The organism is Geitlerinema sp. PCC 7407 (assembly GCF_000317045.1).
Classification (GTDB): Bacteria; Cyanobacteriota; Cyanobacteriia; order PCC-7407; family PCC-7407; genus PCC-7407.
This window is the reverse complement of sequence record NC_019703.1, coordinates 2,315,815-2,337,078: the sequence shown is the minus strand read 5'-3', so window position 1 is coordinate 2,337,078 and position 21,264 is coordinate 2,315,815. Positions and strand designations below refer to the sequence as shown.

Genomic DNA, 21,264 nt, shown 5'->3' with positions numbered 1-21,264 from the left:
CGTTTTTAGGTGTGGTGATGCTGGAGTGCCCGATCCCGATTCAACAATATCCCTACGTTTTGTTGGCCCACGGCGGCGGCGGGCGGCTGATGCATCAGCTGATTGACCGAATGTTTGCGCCGATGGTGACGTCGGGCGATCGCCCCCAGCATGACGCCGCCATTCTGACCCTACCGGGCGATCGCCTCGCCTTCACCACCGACTCCTATGTCGTCAAGCCGCTCTTTTTTCCGGGGGGAGATATCGGTTCTTTGGCCGTCAACGGCACTGTCAATGATCTGGCCATGGCCGGGGCCCGGCCGCGCTATCTCAGCGTGGGCTTCATCCTAGAAGAAGGTCTGCCCATGGAGACCCTGTGGCGCGTGGTGCAGTCGATGAAGCAGGCCGCTGACCGGGCGGGCGTGGCCATCGTCACCGGCGACACCAAGGTCGTCGATCGCGGCAAAGGCGACGGCATTTTTATTAATACGGCGGGGGTTGGCGTCCTCGAGCACCCTCTCGCCATCGATCCGGGGGCCGTCCAGCCTGGAGACGCGGTCCTGCTGAGCGGCGACGTGGGCCGCCACGGCATCGCCATCATGGCCGAGCGGGAAGGCTTGGCCTTTGAAACGACGATCGAAAGCGACTGTATGCCGCTGGCAGAGCCGGTTTTGACTTTGCTGGAAGCAGGAATTGAGGTCCACTGCTTGCGGGACGCCACGCGGGGCGGACTGGCCAGCACCCTCAACGAGATCGCCGTGGCCGCCCAACAGGCGATCGCCCTTGACGAGACGGTGATTCCTGTCCGGGAAGAGGTGCGGGGAGCCTGCGAAATTTTGGGCCTGGACCCGCTGTACATCGCCAATGAGGGGCGGTTCGTGGCCTTCGTGCCCCAAGCCCAGGCAGAAAAGGCGATCGCCCTACTCCAAGCGGACCAGCGGCGACGCGGCGATCTGGTCAACGCCTGCCAGATCGGCACCGTGCAGCCGAGCGATCGCCCCTTAGTCACCCTCAAAAGCTGGATCGGGGCTGAACGAATTCTAGAGCTCCTCAGCGGCGAGCAGCTGCCCCGGATTTGCTAGGCCCCCGAGGTCACCCTAAAAGAGTCCTGAAGAAAAAGCAGTGACGCTACAGGGGCGATCGCCTCAGCGCAAATTAACGACCTTCGGCGCTTGCTGAGACTGGCGTCGCTCTTGGAGTGCTTTGTCGATCAGCTTTGCCACTACCCAAGACACCGATCGCTCCTCTGCCTCGGCCCAGGCTTCCAGTTCCCGCTTCACCTCCGCAGGAATGTAGGCGACGACGCGATCCAAATCTGTTTTGCCACCCATAGGGTCTCCTCGCTGCTCTCCTGCTCCCAGGATACAAGAGGTGGCCCAACCTAGGCTGTGCTGTGTTGTGCTGCGCTATGCTGTGCTAGCATGGCCTAGCAGTGTTTTAAGCGACCACGATGAATCATTCCCACGTCTTGACGATGATGGGCGGCTCTGCCCCTGCCCATCGCGGTATTGTGCTGTTTTCAGAGCGAGAACTGGCCCAGATGCGGCGAGTAGGCCGCCTCGCCGCCCAGCTGTTGCAGCACCTCGAGCCCCTCGTCCAGCCCGGGGTCACCACCCAAGAGCTCAACGACGAAGCGGCCCGCTGGACCGAGGCCCACGGCGCCATCAGTGCGCCGCTCGGCTACGCGCCCGCTGGTTTGCCGCCCTTTCCGGGGTCCATCTGCACCAGCGTCAACGAGGTGGTGTGCCACGGCATTCCCAGCCCCAAGCAGGTTCTGCGCTCCGGCGACATCATCAACCTCGACGTGACGCCCATTCTGGACGGCTACCACGGCGACACCTCCAAGACCTTTTGGGTCGGCCAGCCTTCTCCGCTCGCCCGAAAGCTGGTCGAGGTGACCGAAGCCTGTCTGACGCGGGGCATCGCAGAGATCAAGCCGGGAGCCCGCATTGGCGATATCGGGGCGGCGATCCAGGAGTATGCAGAGGCCCAGGGATTTTCGGTGGTGCGGGACATGGTCGGCCACGGCGTCGGGCGGCAGTTCCACACGGAGCCCGAGATTCCCCACTACGGCCAGCGCGGCACGGGCCTCAAGCTGCGCCCCGGCATGGTGTTCACCGTGGAGCCGATGATCAACGCAGGCAAACCGGGAATCAAGATTTTGGGCGATCGCTGGACGACGGTAACGCGCGATCGCCAGCTTTCGGCCCAGTTCGAGCACACGGTCGCGGTGACGGAGACCGGGGTAGAAATTCTCACCCTGCCCTAAACCTACCTGGCGATCGCCCAAGTCCTATCGCCAGATAGAGCAATCGGGCGCCTTGGGCTTTCTAGAGTAGAAAGAAGAAAGATAGAAGTCCCTTCGAGAGCTTTAGAAAATCATGGCAGCCCAGCGAAAAGAGGAATCGCAGACTCGTGCCCTCGGTGACGCGATCGCCAATGTCGGCTTTTTGGGAGCCCTGGTTGCCAAGGCTGCTAGCGGAACCGCTCAATGCGCTGCTGAAAACGCGGCGATCGCTGCCGAAAAAGTCGGGCAAACCGTGATTCCCCCGGCCCAGCGCGCCCTTGAGCAGGGCACCGAAACGGTCGGCCGCATTGTCACCCCCATCGTCGACAATCCCTTCGTCAAGTACGCCTCAAAGGTGCCCGGCATTCGCTGGCTGCTGAGCGCCCTGGGCCAAGTGGACACCGAAGCGGTCCAGCGTGAGGTCGATGCCCTGCGCCGGACCTATCCCCAGGAAACGCCCGAGCAGCTCGCCCAGCGAATCATGGCGGAAGCCGCTCTGCGAGGCGGCGGCATCGGATTTTTGATGAACGTGGTGCCGCCGGTAGCCTTGGCGCTGTTTGCCCTTGACCTGGCGGCGATCACCGCGCTCCAGGCAGAGATGGTCTACCGCATCGCGGCGGCCTACGGCTTTTCGCTCCAGGATCCGGCGCGGCGCGGCGAAGTGCTAGCTATCTTCGGGCTGTCCCTGGGCGGGTCTAGCGCCCTGAAGGTAGGTCTGGGGGTGGTGGAGCTAGTTCCAGGCATAGGCGCTGTTGCCGGTGCCTCTAGCAACGCGGCCCTGCTCTATTCCCTGGGCTATGCTGCCTGCCGATTTTATGAAAATAAGCTCAACGGCACGCAGTCCCTGGCGGCCTAGATAGGTGACTGGGCAGAGCTTTGACAAATTTGACAATGTTTGTTGTCTGGCCAGAGTCAAAAAAACCCGCCTTGCGATCGCAAGGCGGGTTTTCGTCTTCAAATTCAAACTTTTCTTATGGCTTTGAGCGGAAGCGACGCTTCTTGCGACGGGCCAAAGCTTTGCGCTTGGCTTTTTGAAGCGGAGTCTCGAAGTGGCGGTTTTTCTTCATGTCTGCGAAGATGTCAGCCTTCGAAACCTGACGCTTAAAACGTCGAAGGGCAGACTCAATGCCCTCGTTTTCACCCAAAATCACTTGAGCCATTCTAATAGCCTCTCTAGAAACGCAATCGTACCCATCTGTCGTAAGAGCGCCATTAGAATTTGACTTCAAATGTCTCACTCAAACGGATAAGTAGCTCTTAGGTTGACTTTCCTTGGAAGGTTTCCACTAAGCTACTTAAAAAGAGCTTCTAGCAGAGCGAGGCAGTTTTCTCAGTCTGCTAAAAGCTCTTAAATTCCAGCTATTTCTCGCTGTTTAGTAGCGACGGTCGGTCCGCTTGCCGCGGTTGCCGCCACCACCACCACCGCCGCCGCCCCAGCCGCCGCTGGCGGGACGCTCTTCACGAGGCTTGGCCTTGTTGACCTTGAGGTCGCGGCCCATCCACTCAGCGCCATCTAGGGCATCGATGGCCGCTAGTTCTTCGGCGTCAGAGGACATTTCTACGAAGCCGAAGCCCCGCATGCGGCCCGTTTCACGATCGGTGGGCAGTTGCACCCGCTTCACGGTGCCGTATTCGGCGAAGATGCTGCTGACATCTTCTTCAGTTGCTTGGTAAGAAAGGTTGCCAATGTAGATTGACATAAACTCAATTCATGAAAATGGTGCAGAGAATTAAATAATCAGGGCGTTGTTTGTCAACCTAGTACAAGCCAACTGAACACCGAAAATTAAGTCTCAGCCCTCATACTAGCCTGAAATAAAAGTTTTGAGCAATTTTGTTCGTGAAGTTTGGTCTCAAGCTGGGCGGCCCTTGGGAGGATGGGTTGAGAGCGATCGCTCAAATTCAGACGCCTCCCCATTTTGCTGCCCAAGTCTTGGCTGAGGTTGAGGGCGATCGCCCATCCTGCGCTATCCCTGTCAGTTTTCCTTGACATGGCCAACTCTACCCGTCTGTTTCGGGTCAAAGGGCAGACCCGGAAGATAGATAAATGTGATTAAAGATACATCAGATATTCTCTAGATACACAAAGCCTTGGCTAGGAAGATCCTCCGCCAAAAAACACGCTAAGAAATAGCAAAGCCCTTTCGACGAGAGCAGGCACAAGCGATGTACGTTCTGATTGGTGGCGCGGGCATGATGGGACAAAATCTTGCCCAGCGGCTGTTGGACCTGGGGCACATGGTGGCGGTGGTGGACTCGGATCCGGCCGCGTGTCAGTATGCCCGGGAAAAAATTGGGGTGATGGCCTTTGAGGGGAGTGCCGTGAGCACCACGGTGCTGCTGGAGGCGGGGATCCGCAAGGCAGACGCTGTGGTGGCGACCCTACGCCACGATGCCCTAAATCTGGCGCTAGTTACCCTCTGTCGGCACTATGGCGTTGGACATATTGTGGTGCGGATGCGCGATCGCGACTTTGCAGAGCCTTACCGAATTGCTGGCGCTAACCACATCATCAGCACCATTGATCTGGCCGTCTCCAGCATGGCCAACGCCATTGAATACCCCGAAGTCGAATCCATGATGCACTTCGAGCAGGGCCAGGTCGAAGTGCTCAAGCTGCCGGTCCCCAGTCACTGCTACGTCACGGGCCGCACGGTTGCCCAGATTGCTCAGGACCCCCGATTTCCGGCTGGTTCCCTGATCATTGGTTACCAGCCCTTGCCCCACATGGACCTGATCATCCCCAATGGCAGCACTGTGCTGGAGGCCGGGTCCACCATTTTGGTGGTGACTAAACCGGCCCTCGTGCACCAGATGATTGACTTTTTGGGTTTGTGCTCGATGCCTCAGCCTACTCCTCCTCAATCTCTAGTAGTTGACGGTTAAGGTCGCTGACGTAGGCCTGAACCAGCTCCTCCGACAAGATCCGCTTGCGCAAGGCCTCGGTGACAGCGCTCTTTTCGGCCAAGAGCATCTGGCGACGAATGGCATTGAGCTTGCTGCTCGACGGCATGCCTGAACGCGCGTTGTAGAGGTCCCGCAGTGTTCTTTCGGAGGAGGCGATGCGGGCCTGGTAGGTTGCTCGCAGCTCTTCGTGGACGGCCTTGGGCAGGACACCGGATTTGAGCAGGTTGTCCAGCTCGTCCTGGGCTGCTTTGGACACGATGAGCTGAAGCTGGAGGGTTTCGACTTGCTGGAGGTGGCTGGAGGGTTTGCTGAGCTTGAGCCGCTTGACTAGCCACGGCAAGCTCAGCGCCTGTCCTAGCAGCGAGAGCAAGACTGTGCCAAAGACCAGGGCAACGATGTTTTCGCGGCCCGGGACGCTGCTAGGGATGCTGAGGGCGAGGGCCATGGACAGAGACCCTTTGACGTTGCCCAGAAACAGGACGTGCTGCCAGCGCAGGGGAATGGGGCGATCGACAAAGCGCAGGATCGCCAGAAGGGGATAGACCGAAAGGGCGCGACCGATCTGATAGATGGCGATCGCCATCAGGACGTAGGGCAGCGTCTGCCACAGCGTGATCAGATTCACCTCGAGTCCAATGAGCAAAAAGATAAAGGTGTTGACCCCAAAGCCAGCGTATTCCCAGAAGCTCAGCAGCGTGACTTTGGCCGTTGCAGAGGCATTGCGCGAGAGGCCCAAATTGCCAATTACCAGCCCCGCGACCACCACCGCAACGGCTCCTGACACCCCGACCAGCTGCCCCACCTGGAAAGTGCCCAGGGCCACAGCCACGCTCAGGAGAATATCGCTGAGGGGGTCGTCGGACTGGCGAAAGAGGCCAATGCTGAGATAGCCAGTGCCCGCCCCCAGCAGAACCCCCCCAGCAATCACCATGAAAAGCTGCTGAAGGCCGCCAATGGGTGTGAAGGTGCCGGTGAGATGGACGGTGGCAATCAGGTTAAAGAGCACCAAAGCCACGCCATCATTAAATAGACTCTCTCCCTCGACGATGGTGGATAGGCGCGAGGGAACGGGCACCTCTTTGAACACTGCGATCACGGAGACTGTATCTGTGATGGCTAAGATCACGCCGGCAAAGAGCGCGGGAATCCAGGCATAGCCGAGGCTGATTTTGAGCAGGCTGGCGGTGATCCCGGCGGCTAGAATAATGCCGGGACCAGCCAAACAGGCAATAGGCTTGATGGTGCTGCGCAGGCGGCTGATGTCTGTGTTGATAGCCGCCTCGAAGATCAAAATGGGCAAAAATAAATTCAAAATTAGAGAGGAGTCGAGACCGACCCGACGGGGCAGGAGCTCGGTGATGAACAGGCCCGCTAGCACAAGTCCGGACACGTAGGGAATCCGCAGCCGCCGCGTGATCAGGGCCACGCCTGTGGCGACCAACAGCAGAATAATCAGAATAGACATCAGGTCGGCGATATCGCCGGAGCCGTGGGGAGTGTCCATGACGCTGCGATCGAGCAAGGGAGCCTCCTGTTTGCTAAACAATGCTCTCTAGAATAGGGGGCTCGGCTGGTGCTGCCCAGTTGTTGCTAAACCCGAGAGAATAGAAAAAGATGCATTGGAGGCGATCGCCATGGCTCCACGGCCCAAAACTAAAGGTCTGCCCCCCGGCACCTTGATCAAAGTGGGTAAGTTTGCCTGGACCCAGATGTGGCATCTGATGATGGCGCGTCTTGCGCCCCGCAGCCAGTCTGGAGCCTACCAGCGGCCCGCCAGCCAGTTTCGCCAGTGGGTTGGCTCCGAGGCCTATCCTGCAGAAGCTCACCGCTACTCTCTGATCGTGGGGATGGGGTGTCCCTGGGCGCACCGGACCCTGGTGGTGCGATCGCTCAAGGGGCTAGAAGACGCGATCGCGGTGGTGCGGGCGCAGCCCTCGCCGGATCAGGGGATGTGGGTCTTTGAGGACGAGTGGGAGGGATGTCAGACGCTGCCGGAGCTCTACCAGGTGGCGCAGCCCGGGTATACGGGGCGGGCGACGGTGCCGGTGCTGTGGGACAGCCAGACTCGCACCATCGTGAACAATGAGAGCGCGGAGATGATTGTCATGCTCAATGGGGCCTTTAATGCGATCGCGGCTCACGCGTCCCTCGATCTCTATCCAGATGATCTCAAAGAGACCATTGATACCTGGAATGAGCAGATCTATCACGCGGTCAATAATGGCGTCTATCGCTGCGGCTTTGCCCAAACCCAGGCGGCCTATGAGGAAGCGTGCAGTGAACTATTTGCCATGCTCGATCAGCTCGATCAGGTGCTGACTCATCAGCGCTATCTGGGCGGCGATCGCCTCACCCTGGCGGACGTGCGGCTTTTCACGACGCTCTTTCGCTTCGATATTGTCTACTACAGTTTATTTAAATGTAATCGCCGCCGCATTCAAGACTATCCAGCCCTCGGACCCTATCTCCGAGATCTCTACCAGATGCCTGGAGTAGCGGCGACCTGTGACCTTCAGGCGGTCAAGCGAGACTATTACGGCAATCTTTTTCCCCTCAATCCGGGCGGCATTATCCCTATAGGGCCTGATATCACCCTGGATGCTCCTCACCATCGCGAATCTCTGGCTCAGAGATCTTTAGTAGAAGAGTGAGAGATTTGGCAAATCTCTACCAAGGGAGACGACTCCCATCCCAGGAAAAGAAGCCCCCGCTGTCGCTGGGGGTGAGCTGATCCAGGACGGCCAACAGCTGAGTCACCGTGCGATCGACGCTGAAAAGTTTCTCGGGGGGGACGTTGCCCTGGAAGGGTGCAGAGAGCTCAGTGTCGGTGGTGCCGGGGTGGAGCGTGACAACAATAGCTCGCGGGCAGGTGCGCCGAAACTCGACGGCCACAGTGTGCATGAACATATTCAGGGCGGTCTTGGAGGCGCGATAGCCGTACCAGCCGCCGAGCTGGTTGTCGCCAATGCTGGCGAGCTTGGCAGAGAGCGTCGCAAAGAGGGCGCGATCGCTGTGCTTGAGAAGGGGCTGGAGGTGCTTGGCCAAGAGAACCGGCCCGATGCTGTTGATCTGGAAGTAGCGGCTGAGCTGTTCGGCGTTGAGGTGGCGGAGGCTTTTTTCGGGCTGTAGGGGGCCGTCGTGGAGCAGGCCGACGCAGTTGATCACGGTGTGCAGCGCTGGCGTCTCAGCCTGAATCGTGGCGATCGCCGCTGAGATCTGGGCCTCGTCGGTGATATCCATCGGCAAGCACCGCAGGCGATCGCCCGCTAAGGCCTGCAACTCGGGAGAGGGCGATCGATGGGTGGCGTATACCTGCATTTCGGGCTTCGCCAGCAGATGCCGCACAAACCCCAAACCAATCCCGCGCCCCGCCCCCACCACGAGGGCCACAGACGGTGTCGATGATGCGGATACTGTGCGATCGCCCATAAACTCTCTCTCCTGCCAAGCGCCCCGAGTATATCACTCCCACCAAATGCCACAAAGCCCTAGCCTAGAGGGTTTCAGAGGTTCGCCGCTGACTGGACAGTCGCCAGAGTGACCCCCCAGCGCTCCTGAGCCGTCCCCAGAGCCGCTAAAATGGCCTTTCGGGCTTTGGCGGGTACCCATCCCCAGCGTCCATCACTTGCAACAACAGGGTTTGCCGCTGAATGTCACGGATTGCTTGGATTGTTTTTTGGATCTTTTTTCCCGCAAGTCTAGGGGTACTGGGCCAGGTTTTGTGGGGGCCAGATCTCAGTCACCGGCTTTTGGCTTTGGGCCTCTTTTTATTTTCGATTGATCAGGCGCGGATGGCTGTGCTGGACCTGCGCCAGGCGATCGCCGCCCAGCGTCAGACACCTGATTTCCGCATTCGGCGCTTCTACTGGGTGACCTTGACGACGATTGTTCTAGAGATAGTGGGCTTTGGGATAGCGGCTGTGTGGCTGGGTTGGGGAATTCAGCTCGTTTTGCTCAGCCAGGTCTGGTTCAACCTATTTGCCGGTATCCAGATTCAGCCGCCCGATCTAAAAATTCAGCCTTGGGGCGTGCGGGAGCGCTTGCCGGTGCTGATCGCAGATGGCCTGGGTATGGGGCTAATGGGTCTGTGGATGCGAGAGATTGCGCCGATGGGGATTGTCTTGACGCTGTGGGGAATGGCGATCGCCTATGCCTGCCTCAAGTATTTCTCTTCTCTGCGCAAGCGACCCTCTGAATCAGAGCCTTAGTATTTCTCTCTAGTGATCACCTGTGATCACTTTTTCGAATTAATCAGTGCTTTGGGAGAGATATCTAAAAAGACGATCGCCTTAGAGAAATCGCGATCGCCTTTTTGATTTAAGCTCTCTCTACAGATGCGAAATATGACGTAGATCTAGAGATACTGCACCATTTCTTCTTGCGGGAAACGAACCTTGGGCATGACGGCATACTTATCATCGGTTGCCCGATATCCCAGCGGGCAGAGCACCACTGAGGCATAGCCCAGCTCCGTCAGCCCCAGAGTTTCGTCATACTTCGCAGGGGCAAAGCCCTCCATGGGGCAGGTGTCGATGCCCAGCAGCGCCGCGCTCGTCATCAGCTGACCCAGCGCCACGTAGACCTGACGCTTGGCCCACTCTTCAAGATCGAGGGGATAGGGCGGGTTGGTCAAAAATCCCTTGACCACGTTGCCAAAACCGGCCAAATTTTCTACCGACGTCTCGCGCACGCTCGCCATGTGCTGGACATAGTGATCCACATAGGCATCATTGATCTCTTTTTTGATGGCCAGCACCACCAGGTGAGAGGCATCGGCTACCTGAGTCTGGTTCCAGGAATGGGCAACAAGCTGCTGCCGCGTTTGAGGATTTGTCACGACGAAAAACTTCCACGGCTGGAGCCCAAAGGACGACGGAGCTAGCACCAGGCTTTTCTCGAGGGCTTCCCAGACTTCCTGCGGAATCTTCTTTGTCGGATCAAATTTCTTGGTGGCATAGCGCCAGTGAAGCTGTTGCAGAAGCTGATCAGGAGAGACAACCGAAGTCATATGTGTAGTTTTGCTAAGAGCTCTCTGATTATAGAGGCGATCGCCTCAGCCAAGACATGCTGGTGTTTTCTTTGTCAGGTTTAATAGACTTGGCGTAATCCCTTGGCTGGATATAAGACGAGTTGATAGGCTCTATTTCCCGCCCTAAAGACTTTTTTTGAGAGAGATTTAATTGTTAGAAAATGCTGGGATTTGGGAACATTAAGTAAGCCCAGAACCCACTCTACCGTCTGCCAAAAAGTACTCTACTTTGGGCTGGGAGAAGACTGAGCCTTGGTATAACGACGTTCGATCAGTAGCACCATCGTGAAAATCTTGTGTATAGAGGATGATGAAGGTCTAGCCAAACTCCTTCAGCGATCGCTGAATAAACAACACTATCGCGTAGAAATTGCGATCGATGGCCAGCAAGGCTGGGAGCTAATCCAGTCCTCTGCCTACGATCTGATTTTGCTGGACTGGATGCTGCCGAGCCTGACCGGAATCGAGATTTGTCAGCGGCTGCGGGCCGGACTTCATCTTCCTTCGAGCCCCAATCAGGACACGCCGATCCTGCTGATGACGGCCCTCGATGCCGTCACCAATAAGGTGTTGGGTCTCGACGCTGGGGCCGATGACTATGTGGTCAAACCCTTTGACTTTGATGAAATTCTGGCGCGCATTCGGGCCTTGCTGCGTCGCAGCCAAAAAACGCGATCGCCCTTATTGCAGTGGGGGGCGCTTTGTCTGCATCCTAGCAGCTGCGAGGTGACGTACCGGGGTAGCCCCATTACCCTAGCTGCCAAAGAATATGAGCTGCTGGAGTTGTTTCTGCGCAATCCAGAGCAAATCTTTAGCCTCGATCGCCTGCTGTTCAATCTGTGGACCACTGGCGGCACCCCCAGCGAAGGAGCGGTGCGTGCCCATATCAAAGGACTGCGCCAAAAGCTAAAACAGGCCGGAGCCGAAGATCCCATCGATACTCTCTACAAACTGGGATATCGCCTGAAGCAGCGCCAGGACAGAAGGACCATGAAAGATGAACCGACTGCCGAAGAGCTCTCCACCCCTGAGGCCCAGGGCACTGCGTCTTTGGCAGAGGAGGCCCCTCCTACAGCCGATCGAATGACTGAGCTATCCTCGATTCCGCCAGAGTTTTTGGATGTGTGGCAAGAGTGTCGTCAATCTTATTGCGATCGCCTGCTGATCATTGAGACGGCGGTTACTGCCCTTGAGCAAGGATCTCTCACCCCCGATCAGCAGCAAAGCGCAGCCCAAGAGGCCCATACCCTCATCGGCTCTCTGGGGAGCTTTGGTCTCACCGAAGCCTCCCATCTCTCCCGGCAAGTGCAGCAGCTTCTCAAGGGTCTAGAGACCCTCGGCCCTGACGATCTAGCTCAGCTAAAGCAGCTAATTGCCCAGCTAAAAAAGCATCTGGAGCCTTCTATCCCCCTTCCTGCTGAGCCGGAGCCCCTAGAGGAGATTGCATTCTCAGAAACCCTTCCGCTTGAGTTTGGCGAAGAAAAGGGATCGCCAAAGGGAGCAGCCAGCTCGCCCTTTCCGTCGCTGCTGATTGTGGAAGATGATTGGCCCTTGGCCCAGATGCTGTCCAAAGAAGCCTCAGCCGGTGGATGGCGAGTCACGATCGCCACGACTCTCAAAGATGCCCAGCAATCATTTCAGGCATCTCCTTTTGACACCATCTTGTTAGATATTCACTTATCAGACACTGCCGGTAATGGTCTAGATTTCTTGGCTATGGTGCGCCGTCAAGCGCCTGATCTGCCGGTGGTAATGCTCACGGCTGACGAAAACTTTGAGGATCGGGTAGAGGCAGCCCGTTTGGGCAGTCGCTGCTTCTTGCAAAAGCCGATCGCCCCTGCCCAGGTGCTGACGGCCCTTGCCCAAGTCCTTCAGCAAGCTAGCAGATCAAGCGCTCATATTCTCATCGTTGATGATGATCCCGCTCTCTTGCAGATTCTCTGTAACCTGTTGCAGCCCTGCGGGTATCGCGTGACGACCCTCAGCCAGCCTCAGGCCTTTTGGCAAACCCTAGAGCAAGCTGTGCCAGACTTGCTGATTTTGGATGTGGAGCTGTGTCAGCCACCGGCCACGCTCCCGAGCACTGATGCGCTGATCCCTCCCCTCAGCGGCATTGAGCTGTGCCAAGTCATTCGGAGCGATCTTCGCTGGAACCGCGTGCCTGTCTTGTTTTTGTCTGCCTATGCGGATATCGAAACTGTGCAGCGCAGCTTTGCGGCTGGGGCCGATGATTTCCTCAGCAAGCCGGTGGTTCCCCTTGATCTGCTGACCCGCATCAAGACCCGGCTCGAGCAGCGCAAGCTTTGGCAAGCGACTGAGCTCGATGAGCTGACCGGCGTGAGCCTGCGACGCAAGGCTTTGCTGGATCTGACGCGGCTAATGCGTTTGGCTCAGCGCCAAAGCCAGCCCCTCAGCTTGGCGCTGATTGATCTCGATCATTTCAAGCAAGTCAATGACCGGTATGGACACTCAGCGGGCGATCAGGTGCTCCGATATGTGGGGCAGCTGCTGCACCAGCTGGTGCGGCAAGAGGACGTCGTCGGTCGCTGGGGGGGTGAGGAATTCATTGTCGGTATGTACGGTATTCACAAGGAAGTAGGGGTTAGGCGCCTAGAGGAGGTCCTCGGTCGGCTGCGTCAATTTGTTTTTCAAGATCAAAGCGACGAGCCTTTTCAGGTCACTTTTAGCGCTGGTGTCTCTCAGCTTCCAGAGGATGGCTCTGATTTGCAGCGGCTCTATTGTGTGGCTGATCAGGCTCTCTATCGCGCGAAGGCGGCAGGCCGAAAACAGATTTTTTCGAGCTAAAACTTGCTAGGAAAATAAGAGGTTTTCGGTGAGGATGGAGGCAGGGGAGTAATTAGCCTTGGGCTCTGCAGGCAGTCGAAGCTATTTTTCCCGGTTAGACCGATCTACGCTGGTTAAACTCCTGTTTCAGCAGGGTTGACTCGTGTTGTTTATGACCTTAGGAGATGTAGGCGATGAACCCTGAACAGAATCCAATTGAGTCCGATGTTGATGAAGGAGGTGAAACGAAGATTTGGCAGTTGCGATTGTATGTTGCTGGACAAACGCCTAAGTCGGTGACAGCTTTTGCAAACTTGAAAAAGCTGTGTGAGGAGTATCTCCACGGTCAGTATCGAATTGAGGTGATCGATTTGTTGCAAAATCCGGATTTGGCAAAACAGGACCAAATTTTTGCAATTCCAACGCTGGTGAGAAAACTGCCGCCGCCCATTCGACAGATTATTGGTGATTTATCTAATCAAGAAAAGGTTTTGCTGGGCCTTGATGTGACGCCAATTGATCCCTAAAGCGTGGGTTTATTGCTGAGTCTCAGTCATTGTGACTATAGGGATTTTCTAATGGAAAGTAAGATGCCCGAGAAGAAAAATTCTTCTGAAGAATGGATGCCTGAGGGTGAGATCTCTGAGGAACGGGCGGTGGATGAATTGGCTTGTGACGAGGTTAGCGCGTCGCCTGAGAAGGAGGATGAGGTTGACGACATTGATGTGGCGCTGGAGTTTGAGCGGGCGATCGCCCATTCTAGTGAGCAGCACTACTGTTTGCGGCTCTATATTGCGGGCGGTACCTCTCGCTCGATGTCAGCGCTTCAGCGTCTCAAGGAAATTTGTGAAACTTATTTGCAGGGGCGCTATGAACTAGAAGTGATTGATGTGTACCAGGCGTCGCCAGCGGTATTAACTGATAATGTTGTGGCAATTCCGACGTTGATTAAGCAGCTGCCGCTGCCGCTGCGACGGGTCATTGGTGATTTATCTGATACTGAGAAAGTCTTGCTGGGTTTGGATCTAGTGCCTAAATAATTCTCTTGTAGTGCCAGAAAAATCCTATGGAAGATACTCAGAAGTCCACGGAAGCGCTGCTCGCTGAGCTTCAGCAACTGCGCGATCGCCTCGCAGCTAGTGAGGCAACGCTAGCCGCTATTCAGCAGGGGGAGGTCGATGCGCTGGTCGTTTCGACTCCCCAGGGAGAGCGAATCTTTACCCTTCAGAGTGCGGACCAGTCCTATCGGCTGCTTGTGGAGGAGATGCAGCAAGGCGCGGGCATTTTGTCGGCGGACGGGCTGATTCTATACGGCAATCGCAGCTTTTCTCAATTATTAAAACAGCCTTTAGAAAAAGTGATTGGCGCCCGATTTCAGCAATTTGTGGCACCAGCGGATCGATCTCTGTTTCAGATGCTGATGCAGCAAGCAGAAAGGGGTGAGAAAAACACAAGGGAAATATTTTTAATTGCGCAAGATACAACAAAAATTCCGGTTTATCTATCGATTAATCATCTGAATTTGGGCGACTCTGCGATCAACTGCATTATTGTGACTGATCTGACTGAGCAAAAGCGCCAAGAAAAGATGCTGGCTTCTGAGCGTCTGGCCCATTTGATTTTGGAGCAGGCTGGGGAGGCGATTTTGGTGTGCGATCGCGCAGGGTCGATTATTCAGGCGAGTCAGGTTGCGAACCAGCTCTGGGGCGATCGCCTGCTGCATCAGCCCTTTGATATTGCCTGCGGATTGACCTGGGCACCGACGAGCAGCCTGTCTCTTGCTGATCGAGCAGGTGCGGAGGGGGCGATCGCCCCATCGGACCTATCACGGCTGCCATTTTCTATCACTTCTGTGCTCCAAGGAGAGCGCTACCAAGGGGTCGAAGTTGAGTTTCAGCGACCGGATGGTCAGGTCTTGAACTTGGTACTCAATGCGCGTCCTCTCACAGACATTGAGAACTACTTTCATGGGGCAGTGGTGATCTTGACAGATATTACCCGCCGCCGTCAGGCCGAGGTTGCCTTGCAGCAAAATCAGATTCAGCTCCAGCAAAAGCTAGCAGAGCTAGAGGCGATCTATCAATCTGCTCCTGTCGGTCTCAATGTTTTAGATACAGATCTACGCTTTGTGCGAATTAATGAACGCTTGGCTGAGATTAATGGTCTACCAGTAGAGGCCCATTTGGGGCGGACCATTCGAGAGGTGCTGCCAGCAATTGCCGAAACGGCAGAGGCGGTTTTGCGGCCCATCTTGGAGACGGGGGAGCCGCTGCTCAATGTCGAAATTATGGGCGAAACCCCTGCCAATCCGGGCATGCAGCGAACTTGGCTAGAGAGCTTTTGGCCGCTCAGAGAAGGCGATCGCATCATCGGAATCAGTACGGTGTGCGAGGAGATCACAGAGCGAAAGCGGATCGAGGCGGCGCTGCGGCGATCGAAAGAAGAGCTAGAAAGCCGCGTTGCGGAGCGTACCCTGGAGCTCCAGGCCGCCAATGATCGGCTCCAGCAAGAGCTTGCTCAGCGCGAAAAAATAGAGCAGAAACTGCGCCAGAGTGAAGCGCGCTATCGGGCGATCGTGGAAGATCAGACTGAGCTTATTGCCCGCTTTGCGCCTGACAGCAGCATTTTATTTGTCAATGACGCCTATTGTCGCTACTTCAAGGTGCGCCGAGAAGACATCATGAGCAAAAGCTATAACCCAGTCATCTATGAGGCCGATCGGGAAAAGGTGGCCCAGCTTGTCGAAACTCTCACCATTGATAACCCCATGGTGATCATTGAAAATCGGGTGGTCAACGGCCAGGGTGAGCTTCGCTGGACCCAGTGGATCAATCGGCTCTTTTTTGATCCCATGGGAAATCTAATTGAGCTGCAAGCTGTGGGGCGCGATATCACCGATCTCAAGCAGACTGAGCAGGCGCTGCGCGAGAGTGAGGAGCGTCTACAGCTGGCTCTAGAGGCTTCGGGAGATGGGATCTGGGACTGGAATATCGCTGCCAATGTGGTCTATTACAGTTCCCAGTATTTTCAGATGCTGGGATACAGCGCTGAAGAGTTTCCCAGCGTCTTTGGTACCTGGGTTAATATTCTGCATCCTGATGATGCGGTGTGGGTACAAGATCTCCTGGCGGCCCATCTGAGAGATCCATCGGTCCTGTATCAATTTGATTATCGGTTGCGGACCCAGACGGGGGAGTGGAAATGGATTGCAAATTATGGAAAGGTGGTCGCCTGGGATGAGCAAGGCAATCCCCTGCGCATGATTGGGACCCATCGCGATGTGAACGATCGCAAAAATATGGAAGCGGCCCTGCGTCGGAGCGAAGAGCAGCGCCGTTTGGCCCTGGATCTGAGTCGATTGGGATTTTGGGATCTCCATTTACCCACGGGCGAACTGACCTGGAATGATAATCACTTTACGCTGTTGGGCCTATCTCCTACGGCCTCACCCCCCCGCTATGAGATCTGGACGCAGTGCATTCATCCAGAGGATGTCGAGAATGTAGAGCGGACCTTTGCTGCTTCGATCGCAACCCACACCGATTATGAAGTTGAATACCGCGTTGTCTACCCCGATCAATCGATTCACTGGGTGATGGCCCGAGGACGCGCTATCTATGATGAGGAAAGTCAGCCTCTGCGGTCTTTGGGGGTGATTCTGGATATTAGCGATCGCAAGCATATCGAGGCTTCTCTACAAGAGTCTAATCGCCGCTGGCGATCACTCCTCGACAATGTCCAACTCGTCGTGATCGAAATCAACATTCATGGCAAAGTCGAGTATGCAAATCCTTTCTTCTTGGAGCTCACAGGGTATGAGCTAGAGGAGGTGATCGGAGAGTACTGGTTTGACAAGTTCTTGGTGCCCAGTCAGAAATCCTCCATTGAAATTGTGTTCCAAGAAGTACTGGAGCACAACTTTCATACCCACTATCAAAACCCGATTTTGACCAAGGCCGGAGAAGAGCGGATGATTGCCTGGAGCAATACTATTTTGCGAGATACTGCCGGTAAAGCGATCGGCTCGATTGGTATCGGGGAAGATATCACGGAGCGCTACAAAGTGGAGCGAATGAAGGCTGAATTTATCTCGGTGGTCAGCCACGAGCTGCGCACGCCCCTAACCTCGATGCAAGCCGCTCTTAGCCTGCTGAGTGACAAGATTATCGACCCGAATTCTGAAGAGGGAGAGGCGACGATTCAGATCGCGGCTGAGGGCACCGATCGCCTGGTGCGCTTGGTGAACGATATCCTCGATTTGGAGCGCCTGGAGTCAGGCAAGGTTCGTCTCGAAAAGGGGCCTTTGAATGTCAGTAATCTTGTGGAAACGGCGATCGCTCAAATGCAGGATATGGCGAAGCTGGCTGAGATTACCCTCGAGGCCCATCCTGTCAATCTCCAGATCTACGCTGATGGCGATCGTCTGCTGCAAATTCTCACCAATCTCTTGAGCAACGCCATCAAGTTTTCGCCCCCTGCCTCTACGATTCAACTGAATATGCGGACGCTTGATCCGGGAGACACTTTTGATTGCAAGCATTTGGCTAGCCTGAATGGCTCCTCTGCTCTCCTCTTTTGCGTCAAAGACCAGGGACGCGGTATCCCAATCGATAAACTGGAGAGTATTTTTGATCGCTTCCAGCAAGTCGATGCTTCAGACTCCCGCGAAAAAGGGGGGACGGGCCTGGGTCTGGCGATCTGTCGCAGCATTGTGCGCCAGCACGGCGGGGAAATCTGGGTTGAAAGCACCCTTGGCCAAGGCAGCACATTTTACTTTACGATACCGGTGACGGGGGAAGGGGGGCGGGAATCCTAGCAATAGGAGCGTTGACCCCGGATAAGGAGAAAGTATGGCCAAGCGTGTTCTGATTGTTGATGACGAAACCGGCATTCGCAAAATCACCGAGATCTCTCTCAAGGCGATCGCTGGTTGGCAGGTTTTCGAGGCGGCTTCGGGACAAGAGGGGCTGGCGATCGCCCAGACAGAGCAGCCCGACGTCATTCTGCTGGATGTGATGATGCCCGGAATGGACGGTATCACGACCTTTCAGCAGCTCCAGGCAAACCCCACGACCCAAGGCATTCCCGTGATTTTCTTGACGGCCAAAGCCCAGGTCTCGGAGCAGCGAGAGTTTGCGGAGCTGCCGATTACCGGCGTGATTACCAAGCCCTTCAAGGCCCTGGATCTGGTGCAAAAAATGCGATCGCTCCTTGGCTGGAGCGAATAGATTCAGAGGGGGTGTCCCTCGGGGATCAAGACTTTTGCAGAGCTAGGGAGCGATCGCCCCGCTTGGGCCGCGTTCCCTCAAAGGGCGATCGCTCCCTAACCAAAATTTTCTTCTCAGTTTACAAAACCGCAGAATTGACGAAACCAAAGCCTCTAGCGGACTCTAGCCCAGAGGCGTATCACTCTCTGGCTGTATTTCGCGATTATCCCCTTGAGACCTCAACCTGGGTCAGAAATGGGTGTTGAGATTCTTGATATTCACAAATTTTTCACAAATTTTTCCTACATTCAGGGTGCAGCAATCTGCGTGAACGCCGATGGTGCCTCCTGATCTCTCTCGAACCTGTGATGGTGTACGGCCTATGGCAGATACCACACCTTCTCGTAACGAAAAAGCCGTCACTATTGCCATTAGTTTGCTCAAGCACAAAAGTCCCAAAACGGTCCAGACTCTCAAGAACTTTCTCACTTTTATCCCCAACCCCAACCACGTCAAAGCAGTCCTCGCCGCAGCCGTGATCAATTTGGTGTATCACAGTCCTCGAACGGCGGCTTGGCTCTTTCAGCATCCCGAAGTCCTGGCTCCTGAAATTGACGCTAGAGAGATCATTGCCCAAACTCTCACCCAAACAGTTCGTGCCTGGGGCTATGCTTCCCACGAGTTCTACTTTGACGCTGATTATCAGCTGTTTATGAATGACGAAATCTTGGCCTACAGCCGCGAAGCGCGATCGCTAGAAGATAGCTCAGTTCTGGTGTTAATTGCTGGTCTGAGGATGCAGTAGTGCGATCGCGTCTCACGGGGTCTCATCCGAAATAATTGCCTTAGCTGCACTCTCCCCAATTGTTATGAAAACCTTAGCCGCTAGCAGTGGTATGACCCTTGAGCCCAGAGAAAGATCCGAAAAAGCCACTGTATCGCCCCAAGAAAAAGCCCTTGTCTTGGTGGTCGACGATGACCTAGGGATGCGAAAAATTCTGCGACGCCTCATCGAGCAGGAGGGATTTCAGGTTCTCGAAGCCGCCAATGGACGCGAAGCCCTGAAACTCTATCAGGCCCATGATCCCGACCTGGTTTTGATGGACGCAATGATGCCGGTGATGGACGGGTTTACCTGTTGTGCTCAGCTGTGCGAGTCTCGCCAGCCCTTCCCGGTGCCGGTGCTGATCGTGACAACCCTCGAGGACGAGCCGTCGGTGATTCGGGCCTTTGAGGCGGGGGCGACTGACTATATCACCAAGCCTATCAATCGGGCAGTGCTCCGGCAGCGGGTCCATCGACTCATTCAGCAGTCTCACCTCATGCAGCAGGTCCGCCAGATGAATGAGGAGCTGCAAAACTATGCCCAAACCCTCAATGTAAAGATTCGCAAGCGGACGGCCCAGCTCCAGCGATCGCTCGAATTTGAGTCAACTCTCAAACACATTACCGATCGGGTCCGCGACTCCCTCGACGAGAAGACGATCTTGCAGACGGTGGTCCAAGAGCTGGCCTGGGCCTTAGAGCTCAGGTGCTGCAACGCAGCGGTGTATGACTGCGATCAGCGCCTTGCCCATATCCTGTCAGAATACGCAGTTTCGGTGCCGGGCTACCACAATCGCACCATCTCCATGGATAACTACCCCGAACTTTATACCCAGCTGCTGCGGGGAGAGTCGGTGCAGTTTTGCTCGCTCTCGCCGCCTTCTGAGCGGGGATCAGCGGCCCTTTTCGCCTTTCCGATTCGCGAAGAGGAGGTGATCGGGGATATCTGGCTCATTGGTGAAGGAGATCGCATTTTAGATAGCGCAGAAATTCGTCTGGTGCAGCAGGTGACCACCCAGTGCGCCATTGGTCTGCGCCAAGCGCGCCTCTACCAAACCGCCCAGGCCCAGGTCCAGGCCCTAGAGCATCTCAATCAGCTCAAAGATGACTTTCTCAGCACGGTCTCCCACGAGCTGCGCACGCCGGTCACCAATATGCGGATGGCGATCCAGCTGCTAGAGCAGCTCTGCCAGCGGATGCAGCCCCTAGGCCAGGGAAATGTTGAGCTGTTGGCCAACCTGAACAAGAGTAGCTCGTATATCCAAATTCTCCACAGTGAGTGCGATCGCGAAATTAGTCTCATTAATGACTTATTAGACTTGCAGCACCTAGAGACGGGGCAGCAGATCCCGAGCCCGATGGAGATCTCCTTACAAGACTGGCTGCCGCCGATGGTGGATACCTTTGTGGTGCGTGCCCAGACCCGCAAACAGGTCTTTCGGATGCAGCTGATAGAGCCGCTGCCGTCCGTTGTGATTGCGCCGGTCTACCTCCAGCGCGTCCTGACAGAGCTGATCAACAATGCCTGCAAATATTCCCCCACCGATGCGGTGATCACCCTCAGCGCAAGACTGGTCGAGAGTGCGGCCCCCAAGATTCATGTGCAGGTCACGAATACGGGGGTGGGGATCCCTGAAGCTGAGCTAGAGCGCATTTTTGATAAGTTCTATCGCATCGCGGAGGGCGATCGCTGGAAACAAGGCGGCACCGGCCTGGGGCTGGCGCTGGTGAAGCAGTTGGTCCATGTGTTTGGGGGACGAATTTGGGCGACGAGTGATGTTCACCAAACCTGCTTCACGGTGGAGCTGCCGATCGAAGCTCTCCCGGAACCATCCCAAGCGTGAGACGCTGCTTTTTTACAAAAGACATCGCAGGACAATCAGAAAATCCATTGCGGCGGTGACCAAAAACGCCAAGATGACTTGAGGGGTGCGCTTTTGGGTGGAGAAGATATAAGCGCCCAGATTAGCAATTCCAAAGAGAAACCAAGAAAGAGCGCTCACTCCGGCAGTTTGACCCTGAAGCACGGGCCAGAGCTGAAAAAAGGTGGCGCTGGGCAAAATAATCGCGGGTAGCCAGCCAGCTAGGGCCTGGAGGCGGGCGGCAAGGGGAGAACCGGAGCGACGCATGGCGCACTGGGGTGAGTGAAGGAAGAGAGCCAGAGAAGTGGTCCGCTAGCAAGGGCAGACTATATCACGCGGCGGCCTGCGATCGCCTGCCGGGAAGCCCAGAAGTGCTGCCCTGCT

20 protein-coding genes are annotated in these 21,264 nt (G+C 56.0%); 13 read left to right on the top strand and 7 right to left on the bottom strand.

Annotation, left to right across the window (positions count from 1 at the left end; all coding sequences use genetic code 11):
* Positions 1-17: 17 nt before the first annotated feature.
* On the top strand, positions 18-1,061 hold the full coding sequence (gene hypE / locus GEI7407_RS09675) for a hydrogenase expression/formation protein HypE (protein ID WP_015171967.1): 1,044 nt from the start codon (positions 18-20) through the stop codon (positions 1,059-1,061).
* A 63-nt stretch (positions 1,062-1,124) separates the two neighbouring features.
* Here hypE and GEI7407_RS09670 read toward each other — a convergent pair whose 3' ends face one another.
* Positions 1,125-1,310, bottom strand: coding sequence for a ribbon-helix-helix domain-containing protein (locus GEI7407_RS09670; RefSeq protein ID WP_015171966.1), 186 nt, complete (start codon positions 1,308-1,310; stop codon positions 1,125-1,127).
* Positions 1,311-1,429: 119 nt separating this feature from the next.
* Between GEI7407_RS09670 and map the strand changes: the two genes are divergently transcribed.
* Positions 1,430-2,248: a type I methionyl aminopeptidase gene (gene map, locus GEI7407_RS09665; RefSeq protein ID WP_015171965.1), complete on the top strand. Its 819-nt coding sequence runs from the start codon at positions 1,430-1,432 to the stop codon at positions 2,246-2,248.
* Positions 2,249-2,360: 112 nt separating this feature from the next.
* Positions 2,361-3,122: a hypothetical protein gene (locus tag GEI7407_RS09660; protein ID WP_015171964.1), complete on the top strand. Its 762-nt coding sequence runs from the start codon at positions 2,361-2,363 to the stop codon at positions 3,120-3,122.
* A gap of 115 nt (positions 3,123-3,237) precedes the next feature.
* Here the strand turns inward: GEI7407_RS09660 and rpsU are convergent, their stop codons facing one another.
* Positions 3,238-3,426: a 30S ribosomal protein S21 gene (gene rpsU, locus GEI7407_RS09655; protein WP_015171963.1), complete on the bottom strand. Its 189-nt coding sequence runs from the start codon at positions 3,424-3,426 to the stop codon at positions 3,238-3,240.
* Positions 3,427-3,639: 213 nt separating this feature from the next.
* Positions 3,640-3,966, bottom strand: coding sequence for an RNA-binding protein (locus GEI7407_RS09650; protein WP_015171962.1), 327 nt, complete (start codon positions 3,964-3,966; stop codon positions 3,640-3,642).
* A gap of 466 nt (positions 3,967-4,432) precedes the next feature.
* Here GEI7407_RS09650 and GEI7407_RS09640 point away from each other — a divergent pair, with 466 nt between their 5' ends.
* Positions 4,433-5,152: a TrkA family potassium uptake protein gene (locus tag GEI7407_RS09640; protein ID WP_015171961.1), complete on the top strand. Its 720-nt coding sequence runs from the start codon at positions 4,433-4,435 to the stop codon at positions 5,150-5,152.
* Here GEI7407_RS09640 and GEI7407_RS09635 read toward each other — a convergent pair.
* Positions 5,118-6,677, bottom strand: coding sequence for a sodium:proton antiporter (locus tag GEI7407_RS09635; protein WP_041268892.1), 1,560 nt, complete (start codon positions 6,675-6,677; stop codon positions 5,118-5,120). The genes GEI7407_RS09640 and GEI7407_RS09635 overlap by 35 nt on opposite strands.
* Before the next feature lie 130 nt (positions 6,678-6,807).
* Here GEI7407_RS09635 and GEI7407_RS09630 point away from each other — a divergent pair, with 130 nt between their 5' ends.
* Positions 6,808-7,824, top strand: a complete 1,017-nt coding sequence (locus GEI7407_RS09630; protein ID WP_015171959.1) for a glutathione S-transferase family protein — start codon at positions 6,808-6,810, stop codon at positions 7,822-7,824.
* A gap of 16 nt (positions 7,825-7,840) precedes the next feature.
* Here GEI7407_RS09630 and GEI7407_RS09625 read toward each other — a convergent pair whose 3' ends face one another.
* Positions 7,841-8,602 carry an SDR family NAD(P)-dependent oxidoreductase gene (locus GEI7407_RS09625; RefSeq protein ID WP_015171958.1) on the bottom strand — a complete coding sequence of 254 codons (762 nt, stop codon included), beginning with the start codon at positions 8,600-8,602 and terminating at the stop codon, positions 7,841-7,843.
* Between the two features lie 362 nt (positions 8,603-8,964).
* Between GEI7407_RS09625 and GEI7407_RS09620 the strand changes: the two genes are divergently transcribed.
* Complete coding sequence (locus GEI7407_RS09620) at positions 8,965-9,381, top strand: hypothetical protein (RefSeq protein ID WP_223294515.1); 417 nt, start codon at positions 8,965-8,967, stop codon at positions 9,379-9,381.
* Between the two features lie 146 nt (positions 9,382-9,527).
* Here the strand turns inward: GEI7407_RS09620 and GEI7407_RS09615 are convergent, their stop codons facing one another.
* Positions 9,528-10,181, bottom strand: a complete 654-nt coding sequence (locus tag GEI7407_RS09615) for an NAD(P)H-dependent oxidoreductase (RefSeq protein WP_015171956.1) — start codon at positions 10,179-10,181, stop codon at positions 9,528-9,530.
* Positions 10,182-10,487: 306 nt separating this feature from the next.
* On the opposite strand from GEI7407_RS09615, the gene GEI7407_RS09610 reads away from it, so the two are divergent.
* From GEI7407_RS09610 to GEI7407_RS09580, 7 genes are all read left to right on the top strand, one after another.
* The gene (locus tag GEI7407_RS09610) at positions 10,488-13,007 is read left to right on the top strand and encodes a response regulator (RefSeq protein WP_015171955.1); all 2,520 of its coding nucleotides are present in this window, start codon (positions 10,488-10,490) and stop codon (positions 13,005-13,007) included.
* 173 nt (positions 13,008-13,180) lie between these two features.
* Positions 13,181-13,513 carry a circadian clock KaiB family protein gene (locus GEI7407_RS09605; RefSeq protein WP_015171954.1) on the top strand — a complete coding sequence of 111 codons (333 nt, stop codon included), beginning with the start codon at positions 13,181-13,183 and terminating at the stop codon, positions 13,511-13,513.
* Between the two features lie 51 nt (positions 13,514-13,564).
* The gene (locus GEI7407_RS09600; protein WP_015171953.1) at positions 13,565-14,026 is read left to right on the top strand and encodes a circadian clock KaiB family protein; all 462 of its coding nucleotides are present in this window, start codon (positions 13,565-13,567) and stop codon (positions 14,024-14,026) included.
* 26 nt (positions 14,027-14,052) lie between these two features.
* Complete coding sequence (locus tag GEI7407_RS19495; protein WP_015171952.1) at positions 14,053-17,802, top strand: PAS domain S-box protein; 3,750 nt, start codon at positions 14,053-14,055, stop codon at positions 17,800-17,802.
* A gap of 34 nt (positions 17,803-17,836) precedes the next feature.
* A complete protein-coding gene (locus tag GEI7407_RS09590) occupies positions 17,837-18,214 on the top strand; it encodes a response regulator (RefSeq protein WP_015171951.1) in 378 nt (125 codons plus the stop codon).
* A 361-nt stretch (positions 18,215-18,575) separates the two neighbouring features.
* Complete coding sequence (locus GEI7407_RS09585; protein ID WP_015171950.1) at positions 18,576-18,998, top strand: hypothetical protein; 423 nt, start codon at positions 18,576-18,578, stop codon at positions 18,996-18,998.
* 64 nt (positions 18,999-19,062) lie between these two features.
* Entirely contained in the window at positions 19,063-20,862 is a 1,800-nt protein-coding gene (locus GEI7407_RS09580) for a response regulator (RefSeq protein ID WP_015171949.1), read from the top strand.
* 12 nt (positions 20,863-20,874) lie between these two features.
* Here the strand turns inward: GEI7407_RS09580 and GEI7407_RS09575 are convergent, their stop codons facing one another.
* The gene (locus GEI7407_RS09575; RefSeq protein WP_015171948.1) at positions 20,875-21,147 is read right to left on the bottom strand and encodes a hypothetical protein; all 273 of its coding nucleotides are present in this window, start codon (positions 21,145-21,147) and stop codon (positions 20,875-20,877) included.
* Positions 21,148-21,264: the final 117 nt, after the last annotated feature.